9 protein-coding genes are annotated in these 7,827 nt (G+C 59.0%); 4 read left to right on the top strand and 5 right to left on the bottom strand.

Annotated features, from left to right (window positions below):
- Both ACKWJN_RS12380 and ssb read left to right on the top strand, forming a co-directional pair.
- Positions 1-810: MFS transporter (locus ACKWJN_RS12380; protein WP_408597339.1), on the top strand; the 810-nt coding region annotated here is incomplete at its 5' end.
- Between the two features lie 42 nt (positions 811-852).
- Positions 853-1,350 (top strand): single-stranded DNA-binding protein, encoded by a 498-nt coding sequence (gene ssb, locus ACKWJN_RS12385; RefSeq protein WP_408597341.1) that lies wholly within the window; start codon positions 853-855, stop codon positions 1,348-1,350.
- Positions 1,351-1,440: 90 nt separating this feature from the next.
- Here the strand turns inward: ssb and ACKWJN_RS12390 are convergent, their stop codons facing one another.
- The 4 genes from ACKWJN_RS12390 to ACKWJN_RS12405 are packed head-to-tail and all read right to left on the bottom strand — an operon-like array spanning position 1,441 to position 5,162.
- Positions 1,441-2,298, bottom strand: coding sequence for a fumarylacetoacetate hydrolase family protein (locus ACKWJN_RS12390; protein ID WP_408597343.1), 858 nt, complete (start codon positions 2,296-2,298; stop codon positions 1,441-1,443).
- Between the two features lie 33 nt (positions 2,299-2,331).
- Entirely contained in the window at positions 2,332-3,084 is a 753-nt protein-coding gene (locus ACKWJN_RS12395; protein WP_408597345.1) for an IclR family transcriptional regulator, read from the bottom strand.
- A complete protein-coding gene (locus tag ACKWJN_RS12400; protein ID WP_408597347.1) occupies positions 3,081-4,589 on the bottom strand; it encodes a bifunctional 3-(3-hydroxy-phenyl)propionate/3-hydroxycinnamic acid hydroxylase in 1,509 nt (502 codons plus the stop codon). The genes ACKWJN_RS12395 and ACKWJN_RS12400 overlap by 4 nt, the downstream gene beginning before the upstream one ends.
- A gap of 3 nt (positions 4,590-4,592) precedes the next feature.
- Complete coding sequence (locus ACKWJN_RS12405) at positions 4,593-5,162, bottom strand: VOC family protein (protein ID WP_408597349.1); 570 nt, start codon at positions 5,160-5,162, stop codon at positions 4,593-4,595.
- 118 nt (positions 5,163-5,280) lie between these two features.
- Between ACKWJN_RS12405 and ACKWJN_RS12410 the strand changes: the two genes are divergently transcribed.
- Entirely contained in the window at positions 5,281-6,258 is a 978-nt protein-coding gene (locus tag ACKWJN_RS12410) for a Bug family tripartite tricarboxylate transporter substrate binding protein (protein ID WP_408597351.1), read from the top strand.
- A 134-nt stretch (positions 6,259-6,392) separates the two neighbouring features.
- On the top strand, positions 6,393-6,599 hold the full coding sequence (locus ACKWJN_RS12415) for a hypothetical protein (RefSeq protein ID WP_408597353.1): 207 nt from the start codon (positions 6,393-6,395) through the stop codon (positions 6,597-6,599).
- A gap of 21 nt (positions 6,600-6,620) precedes the next feature.
- Here ACKWJN_RS12415 and mnmA read toward each other — a convergent pair whose 3' ends face one another.
- Positions 6,621-7,757, bottom strand: a complete 1,137-nt coding sequence (gene mnmA / locus ACKWJN_RS12420) for a tRNA 2-thiouridine(34) synthase MnmA (RefSeq protein ID WP_408597355.1) — start codon at positions 7,755-7,757, stop codon at positions 6,621-6,623.
- Positions 7,758-7,827: the final 70 nt, after the last annotated feature.

Raw genomic sequence — 7,827 nt, forward strand, 5'->3', positions numbered from 1 at the left:
GATTTGACGCGTGACACCGTGCGCACCAAAGCCATGGCCTTGGTGGGGGCCAGCATCGGGCTGATGTTTGCGCTGTCGCTGGTGTTGTCGCCGCTGCTGGCAGGCTGGATCGGTTTGTCGGGTTTGTTTGCCTTGACCGCGCTGTTGGCAGTGCTGGGCGTGGCGGTGGTGGTGTGGGTGGTGCCCGCTGAGCCGGTGCTGCACAAAGATGCGGCACGAGGGGGGGTGCGCCAGGTGTTGGCCATGCCTGCGCTGCTGCGTTTGAACCTGGGGGTGTTTGTGTTGCATGCGGTGCAACTGGCCATGTGGGTGGCGGTGCCCGCCTTGTTGGTGCAGGCCGGGTTGGACAAAGACCACCACTGGCAGGTGTATTTGCCGGCTGTGTTGGGCTCGTTTGTGCTGATGGGCGGCGTGTTTGCCGCCGAACGTCGCGGCTATTTGCGCGGTGTGTTTTTGACGGCCATTGCTTTGATTGCCGTTGTACAGGCTATTTTCTTCTGGGTGTCTTCTGGCGCGCCCACGCTGACCGTGTTGGCTTGGTTGCTGTTTGCTTTCTTTTGTGGCTTCAACGTGCTGGAGGCGACCCAGCCCAGTTTGGTCTCGCGTTTGGCACCAGCGGCTTCGCGCGGCGCCGCCATGGGGGTCTACAACACCTTGCAATCGCTGGGCTTTTTTGCCGGCGGTTGGATGGGAGGGCAGTTGGTCAAAGGCTATGGCACACAAGGCTTGTTTTTGACTTGCGCTGCCCTGATGCTGTTGTGGTTGCTAGTAGCGTGGCCGATGGTGGCCCCTGGTCGCCAAGCGCTTTGAACAAAGACCCCATAATCTGCCTATCTCTGGAGGAATTTACCCATGGCATCCGTCAACAAAGTCATTCTCGTCGGCAACTGCGGCCGCGACCCCGAAGTGCGTTATCTGCCCAGCGGCCAAGCCGTGGCCAATGTGAGCGTCGCCACATCCAGCCGTCGCAAAGACAAAAACTCGGGTGAGATGATCGAAGACACCCAGTGGCACCGTGTCACGTTTTACGACCGTTTGGCTGAAATCGCTGGCGAGTACGTGAAAAAAGGCCGTCCCATTTACGTGGAAGGCCGTCTGAAGTACGGTGTGTACACCGACAAGACCACCGGTGTGGAGAAGAACACCGTCGACATCATTGCCACCGAGCTGCAACTCTTGGGTGGCCGTGAAGGCATGGGCAACCCCGGTGCTGGCGGTGGCGAAGACGGTGGCTACAGCCGCCCCGCAGCCGCCCCCCGTCAGGCTGCACCCGCTGCTGCTGCGCCACAGCGCCAAGCGGCACCTGCCAAGGGTGGTTTTGACGACATGGACGACGACATTCCGTTCTGAAGCGCCCATGAAAAATCCACGCCCGCAGGCGTGGATTTGGAGGTTCAAGCCCAGCATCATGCTGGGCTTTCTTCTTGGGGCGCGGGAAGCTTAGGCTGCCACGTCGTCCACGATGCCGTTGCGCAAGATGCCCACGGCGTCCACTTCGATCTCCACCACGTCGCCGGGTTTCATGAAGAGTTGGGGTGTGCGTTTGTTGCCCACGCCGCCTGGGGTGCCGGTGACGATCACGTCGCCTGCCTCAAGGGGAATGAACGTGGAGATGTAGGCGATTTGACGTGGGATGCTGTGGATCATCATGTCGGTGGTGGCGCGTTGCAGCTCTTGGCCGTTCAAGCGCGTGATGAGGGTCATTTTTTGGTCAGGCTTGATTTCGTCAGCCGTGACCATCCAAGGACCAAAGCCACCGGTGCGCCAGAAGTTTTTGCCAGCCGTCCACTGGGTGGTGCTGACTTGCCAGTCGCGCACCGAGCCATCGTTGTAGCAAGAGTAGCCGGCGATGTGGCTCCAAGAGTCGGCTTCGCTGATGCGGCGACCCCCTTTGCCGATGATCACGGCGATTTCACCTTCGTAATCGAGGCGGTGTGACTCTGGGGGACGCACGATGTTCTGGCCATGGCCAATTTGTGACTCGCTCACGCGCAAGAACAGCGCAGGGCTTTCGGTGAGTTCACGGCCGGTTTCGCGCACGTGGTCGGCGTAGTTCAGGCCCACGCAGACAATTTTGTTGGGGTTGGTGATGACGGGCAACAGGTGCAGGTCAGCAAACTTCAGGTCGGGCTTGTGGCTGGCCAGGGCCTTGGCCGCTTGGTCCAACATGTTGTGGGCAATCAAGCTTTTCAGGTCAGGGGCTTGTGCGCCCAAGATGGGGGTGAGGTTGAGCACGTCGTCGCCTTGGACGATGCCGTAGCTGGGGGTGTTGTGGAGCAAAAAGCTGATCAATTTCACGGGAAGGTTCCTTTCGGTTCAAAAAATTTGGGGCTAGGGTACACGGATTGCAATGTCAGCAGCACAGCGCATGACCAAGGCGGCCACCTTGGCGACATCGATCACCGCCATGCGTTGCACGGTGGTGACCACCGAGATGGCGCCCAGCACGGTGCCATCGGCTTTTTGAATGGGCGCTGCCAGGGCCGCCAAGTTGCTTTCTAGCTCGCCGTTGGAGAGGTAATGTCCGGCTTTGCGAATGCTGCTGTAGTACTTGCGAAACTCCGACCATTCGGTGGGCAGGCCCGCTTGTGCAATTGCTTCTGGGTGCTGGTCGAACACCTTGTGCAAAGCGCTGGGGGTGAAGCAAGACAAGATGACTTTGGGTGCGCCGCCCAAGAACAGGGGGCGGGGGCGTCCACGCCCGTAGCCCAAGTCAGCAGGCACGCTGCCGTATTCGCGGTGGGTGTCGAGCAGTTGTTGGCCATACAGGGCTGAGATGACACAGTCAAAACCCGTGGTCTCTACCAACTCTTTCATAAAGGGAACAGCGTGTTGCAGCACCGGGTCGCCTGCGCGGATGAAGTGGTCAAGCACGATGATGCGCGGCCCCAAGCTGTACTGCGATTCGGCCGAGCGTTGCAGCAAGCCAGACGCCACCAAGAGCTTGACATAGCGGTAGGCCGTGGGCACCGAGACCTTCATGGCCTCAGCCACGGCCTCGGCAGACCACACGGGTGCGGTGTCGTTGAACAGGTCCAGCACGCCCAGCATGCGCGCCAGACTGGAGAGGGATTTGTCGGTCATGCGCAGCGTTCTGGCAAGGCGAGTGTGGGCAGGCACTCGCGTGTCAGGGTGTCGAGGTCGCCGCTGCTGTGGGCCAGACCCATCACATAACGGTCCGGTCGCAGCACCACGGCCGAGGCATGGTGGGCGGCAAGCCAACCGGCCAATGCGGGGTCGTGGGCGTCGAGGGTTTGCACTTGCCAATGGTCCCACGCTTGGAGGGTGGTGGCTTGGACTTCGCGCATCAACTCGGGCGTGGCGATGACCACAAAGTGATGGCCCACGCGCTCATCCAACCATTGGCCGTTGCCGAGCTGGGGTTGCGGGAAGGGCTGACCCACGGGGGCTGGCGCTGAACTCAGGACGCCAGGCCCCAAGCGCGGAGCGGGGAAATGGAAGATTTCGGGTTCACCGCCACCGCGGAATTTGGCGTCACGCAGGCGTGCAGCTTGTGGGTCGGTGGTTTGAATGATGTCGCCTAGGCGCACCGCCAGTTCGATGAACTCGGCCACGTGTGGCGCGCGCTCTGACTCGTAGCTGTCGAGCAAGCGTTCGTCCACACGCCCTTGCACCATGGCTTGAAGTTTCCAGGCCAAGTTAGACACATCGCGTACCGCCGCACACATGCCCTGCCCCAGAAAGGGCGGGGTTTGGTGGGCAGCGTCCCCTGCGATCAAGAGCCGACCTTTGCGCCAGCCCTGCGCGATGATGGAGTGGAAGGTGTAGATCACCGCGCGTTCAATGTCGGCGTGCTGCGGCTCAATCCAGCGCTTGACCAAGGGCCACAGCTTGTCAGGCTTGACCAACTCGTGGGTATCGTCCCCGGGCATGAGCATGATTTCCCAGCGGCGGCGGTTGCCCGTGACGTTGCAATAGGTCATCGGCCGACTGGGGTCGCACAGCTGAACCGTGTGATCGGGCAAGGTGGGGGCGCCGGGTTTGAGCAGCGCGTCAAACACCAGCCAAGGTTGGTGCAGTCCCAGATCGCGTGTTGTGCAGTTGAGCACCTTACGCACCAGGGATCGCGCTCCGTCACAGCCCACCACATAGCGTGCTTGCACCGGCACGGGCTGCTGCTGACGCAGGTCGGTCACGTCCAGTTCCACGTGGTCACCCCGGTCATGCACTTCGGTTACCAGGTGCTGCAAACGGACCGACACGTTCGCAAAGCGCGCCACGCCTTGGCGCAAGACCTGTTCCAACTCGGGTTGGTGAAAGTAGTGGTTGTTGGCGCAGCCGTGCGGGCCCAAGGCCGCTGTGCCGCCACGGATCAGCAAGGTTTCGTTGTCGGCATTGACGAAGTGCATGCCCTTCATGCCAGGGCGCGAGATGGTTTCCATGGCCGGGCGCAAGCCCATGGTTTGGAACACGCGCATGACTTCGCCATCGAAGTGAATGGCGCGTGGCATCGGGTAAATCTCGGCGTCTTTTTCCAACACGATGACCGACAAGCCATAGGCTCCCAGCAAGTTGGCCAGGCTTGCACCCGCTGGGCCGTAGCCCAAGATCGCAACATCAAACAGCATGGCTCAATCTTTCACATAACCCATGCGGCGGGCCATCTCGGCCTGCCAGGTGGCGCGACTTTGAAACTTGGGTCTGCTTTGTGCAATCGCCAGGGCGCGGGCCATGATGGCGTCGTCGCTCTGACTCAAATCAATCGCTTCGCGCAGCGGCTGCTCGCAATACCAGGGCGTGTCTAAGAACACTTCGATGCGGTTGCCCTCGGGGTCGCGGAAGTAAATCGACACGGCGTTGCCGTGGGTGGCGCATTGCATGTCGTGCGTCCCCTCGGTTTGCAGCGCGTGGTCATGAATCGAGCGCAAGGTGGCGAGGTCGCGAACCCGAAACGACAACTGGTTGATCAGGTTGAAGTGCAGGTCGTCAGGCCGCCCAGTGGCCAGCACCACTTGGTGATGCTCGCTGGGATCGCGGCTCAAAAACACCAGCTGCACTGCACCGAGGTTGCCGTGGTCGGTTTGGGTAAAGCCCAGAACCTGGGTATAGAACTGGGTCATGTGGGCCAGGTCTTTGACATGAAAACCCATGTGGCTAAACACCAAGGCGTCTTGTTCTTGAAGAAGGGGGTTATGTGCCATAAATCACCTCGGGTAAACACCTAAAAACATATCAAATTATCATAATTTGACAAAGTGAATGTATTATATGATCGGATTTGAAAAAATCAATCCCGTCAAGACATTCAGGAGACTTTCCATGACTTTGATTCGCCGCTCTTTTGGCTTGGCTGCTGTGTGCGCTGCTTTGTGGGCTGCCATGGGCGTACAAGCCCAAGACTATCCGAACAAGGCGATTCGCATCATTGCGCCTTTTCCCGTGGGAACCGGCCCCGACGCCAACACCCGTGAAATTGCCATCGAGTTGAGCAAGGTGCTCGGCCAGCCTGTGGTGGTGGAAAACCGTCCTGGCGCGTCCAACATGATTGGCATGGAGGCCGGCGCCAAAGCGGCACCCGATGGCTACACCTTGGTCATGGGAGCGACCAGTTCGTTGTCCGTGGTGCCGCACCTCTACAGCAAGGTGCCCTACAACGTGGAGCGTGACTTTGCGCCCGTCAGCTTGGTGGGTTTGCTCAACACAGCCTTGATTGCCAATCCGGGTGTGGCGCAAAACACGGCACGCGAATTGATTGCCCAGCTCAAAGCCCAGCCCGACAGCATGGCCGCAGCCACGCTAGGGCCTGGCAGCTATTACCACTTGGCCGGTGAATGGTTTGGTTTTGGATCTGGCACCAAGATCAAGTTCATCCCCTACAACACCACCAGCCCTTACGCCGATTTGGTGTCGGGCCAAGTGCAGCTGATGTTCGATGCCTTGCCGGCGGCGGTGGGCAATGTGCGCGCGGGTAAATTGAAGCTGCTGGCGCTGACTGGAAAAACCCGCCACCCTAATTTCCCAGATGTGCCCACCTTTGCTGAGGCGGGTTTGCCAGACTACACCCCCACGGCGTGGATCGGTTTGTTGGCGCCTGCAGGAACGCCTGCTGCCATTGTGGAAAAACTCGCTGCGGCCATGCAAAAAGCCACCACCCAAAACCCAACGTTGATCGACAAATGGCGATCGTATGGTGGCGAGTTGAAGGCCATGACGCCCACCGAGTTCAGCGCCTTTTTGAAGTCGGATTCGGCCAAGTGGGGGCAAGTGGTTCGTCAGGCCAACGTGAAGCTCGATTGAGCCACACGCAACGCTGAGCCACAGAAAACGTTGACGCAAATAATTAAATATTTGGGTCAACAGGTCTTCTTCGGGACTCGTTGTAGGTGCACTCCAGACAACTGGAGCTGTTCAACAACCCGAAGGAAACTTTCATGAACAAGCTGATTGCCTCTTTGATCGTCGGTGCTTTTTCTGCTGCTGCGTTGGCTTCAACGCCCGCCACTTCGCCAGCCGTTGTGTCGGGTGTGACGTCCACGCCAACGACCGTGGTTGCAAAGGCGGCGCCTGCAGACAAAGCGCACGCCAAGTCAGTGCCCAAAGAGCACGCTGCTGCCAAGAAGGTTGAAGCGGTCAAATAAACCGCATTCAAGCGAGTGACTTCAGGCGGGCAAATTCTCCAGCGCTGCAGCGCTGGCGATGACCCCACCTCCTACACACACCTCGCCGTCGTACAGCACGGCTGACTGGCCCGGTGTGACAGCCCATTGAGGTTCATCAAAGGCGAGCGCAAGCTCGCCTTTGTCGTTGTAGGCCAAGGTGCAAGGCGCATCGCTTTGACGGTAGCGTGTCTTGGCTGCATAGCGCCCTGGGGCTGGCGCATTGCTTGCGCACCAAGTCAAGTCGTCGGCGGTCAATTGGCCAGACAACAACCAAGGATGGTCGTGTCCTTGCACCACGAACAAGGTGTTGCGCGACAAGTCTTTGCGCGCCACAAACCAGGGTGCGTGTTCACCACTTCCGCGTTGCGCACCTTTGTCTTTGATGCCGCCAATGCCAAGGCCTTGGCGTTGACCCAAGGTGTAAAAGCTCAGGCCGACGTGGGTACCAATTTGACGACCGCGTTCATCTTGGATGGGGCCCGGTGTGTTGGCGATGTAGCGATTGAGAAATTCACGAAAGGGCCTCTCGCCAATGAAGCAAATACCCGTCGAGTCTTTTTTCTTGGCGTTGGGCAACCCGATGTCGCTGGCGATGCGGCGCACTTCTGTTTTGTGCAACTCACCCACAGGAAACCAGGTTTTGGAGAGTTGCGACTGGTTGAGTCGGTGCAAAAAGTAGCTTTGGTCTTTGCTGGGGTCTAGGCCTTTGAGCAATTGAAATTCAGTGCCGACGGTGCTGGCAACTTCGCGAACACGGGCATAGTGTCCGGTGGCAATTTTGTCTGCACCTACAGAAAACGCATGGTCTAAAAAGGCCTTGAATTTGATCTCGGCATTGCACAAGATGTCTGGGTTGGGGGTGCGCCCGGCTTGGTATTCACGCAAGAACTCAGCAAATACCCGGTCTTTGTATTCGGCGGCGAAGTTGATGTGTTCAATCTCAATGCCCAAGACATCCGCCACGGCAGCCGCATCCACAAAGTCGACGTTCGAAGAGCAGTATTCGCTGTCGTCGTCATCTTCCCAGTTCTTCATGAAGATGCCGACCACGTCGTGGCCTTGCTGTTTGAGCAAGTAGGCGCTGACCGCTGAGTCGACGCCGCCACTCAAACCCACCACCACGCGCTGCTTTTTCATGATGTCTGGGGGGCTGGGTGGGGGCTGTCTCTTATACACATCTGACGCTGCCGACGATAAGGCTCGTGTA

Source organism: Limnohabitans sp. (assembly GCF_046052825.1).
Classification (GTDB): Bacteria; Pseudomonadota; Gammaproteobacteria; order Burkholderiales; family Burkholderiaceae_C; genus Limnohabitans.

Excerpts from the sequence above, each read along its gene's own strand:
- ssb (WP_408597341.1), top strand. The coding sequence starts at position 853 with ATGGCATCCGTCAACAAAGTCATTCTCGTCGGCAACTGCGGCCGCGAC.
- mnmA (WP_408597355.1), bottom strand. The coding sequence starts at position 7,757 with ATGAAAAAGCAGCGCGTGGTGGTGGGTTTGAGTGGCGGCGTCGACTCA.
- ACKWJN_RS12410 (WP_408597351.1), top strand. The coding sequence starts at position 5,281 with ATGACTTTGATTCGCCGCTCTTTTGGCTTGGCTGCTGTGTGCGCTGCT.
- ACKWJN_RS12395 (WP_408597345.1), bottom strand. The coding sequence starts at position 3,084 with ATGACCGACAAATCCCTCTCCAGTCTGGCGCGCATGCTGGGCGTGCTG.
- ACKWJN_RS12405 (WP_408597349.1), bottom strand. The coding sequence starts at position 5,162 with ATGGCACATAACCCCCTTCTTCAAGAACAAGACGCCTTGGTGTTTAGC.
- ACKWJN_RS12400 (WP_408597347.1), bottom strand. The coding sequence starts at position 4,589 with ATGCTGTTTGATGTTGCGATCTTGGGCTACGGCCCAGCGGGTGCAAGC.
- ACKWJN_RS12415 (WP_408597353.1), top strand. The coding sequence starts at position 6,393 with ATGAACAAGCTGATTGCCTCTTTGATCGTCGGTGCTTTTTCTGCTGCT.